Origin of the sequence: Dictyobacter arantiisoli (assembly GCF_008326305.1) — a bacterium.
Classification (GTDB): domain Bacteria; phylum Chloroflexota; class Ktedonobacteria; order Ktedonobacterales; family Ktedonobacteraceae; genus Dictyobacter; species Dictyobacter arantiisoli.
Genome location: NZ_BIXY01000247.1, coordinates 1 through 1186, shown reverse-complemented (window position 1 = coordinate 1186; position 1186 = coordinate 1). Strand labels below are relative to the sequence as shown.

1 protein-coding gene is annotated in these 1186 nt (G+C 58.2%); it reads right to left on the bottom strand.

Annotation, left to right across the window (positions count from 1 at the left end; genetic code table 11):
* Positions 1-276 precede the first annotated feature (276 nt).
* On the bottom strand, positions 277-1186 hold a 910-nt coding region (locus F1593_RS28055), incomplete at its 5' end, for an integrase core domain-containing protein (protein WP_149404848.1).

Here is a 1186-nt window from a genome sequence, read left to right as displayed (position 1 = left end):
TGTATGGTTTTCCGTCATCGAGACCTGAGCGTGAGTGCCCTCATCGTACCTGTTCAGGTTGTCCGCAAAAAAGCTGAACAAGAAAAGCGATAAGCTGAGCAAGAAAGGACGAAAAAGGATGAGTCTGAGCACGAATGCGCCCCCAAGCCGGGGATGCCTTGCTCGTTTTGCCTTTCTTGCTCGCTTTTTCCTCATGCACAAGGCCACAGGGTCTCGGCCTGCCTGAAGATGAGGCAAGCATTCTGGTCAGCACCGTCAGCACCGTCAGCACGATTCTCAGGACCCGGCTCCTTCCTTCCACAGCGAGAGCTGGTGCAGGTTTCGCGGACTCCGTCGCGCAGCAGCAAGGGCCTCTCCCTGCATGAGCTGCAGATATTCCTCCAAAGGCAGCTCTTGTCCCACTAACCCTTTGATGGGAAGCCACTTGATGATCCGATTCTCCTGCCAGACCGCAAAGGCTCGCTGTGCCGCATCCACCTCCAGGAGCACTGCCTGCTTCGCCAGATGCGTATCGATGTAGTAGCAGGCCAGATCCACCGTAATGCACCCATCGCGACCCACATGGCGCAGATACCGCTTCCGATTCACGGCGCTGAGCCATGCATCAGGATCCACCCGCTCCGGCAGCGGGGGCAACGGGGGAAGGGTGGGATAGGCCACCCGCGGTGGCCGATTCTGACAGGCTCGTCCCTGGTGAGGACGCTCCTCATTGTAGTGCGTGCGATACCGTTCCGTGGCTTCCTGCACTTCTTGCAAGCTCTCAGGCCGAACCTTTTGGAGGCATTCTTGCTTCAAGCTTCGATGGTAGCGCTCCACATAGGCGTTCTTGTCGGGGCGGTGCGGCGGACAAATGCAGGGCTGGATCCCCACACACAACAGAAGCCGACGCAACGGGGAAGGAAAATCACGGCCGCTCACACTGCCGACCCAGCGCGGATCGCGATCAAACGTCATCTGAGCAGGACAGCCAGTGAGGCGCAAGAACGCAATCACGGCTTGCAAGGCAGTCTGTTCCTGGAAATCCTCCGCCGACTGGCACCAGAGGGCAATGGACGTGCCCGCATCGACAAAATTGCAGGTCTCAATCACATGCTGACGCTTGCCTTGTCGACTTTGCTCAGGAGACACCGAGGTGATATCCTTAAAATCGACCTGGACTTCTTCCAAGGGCGCTCGCGGCTCGTTG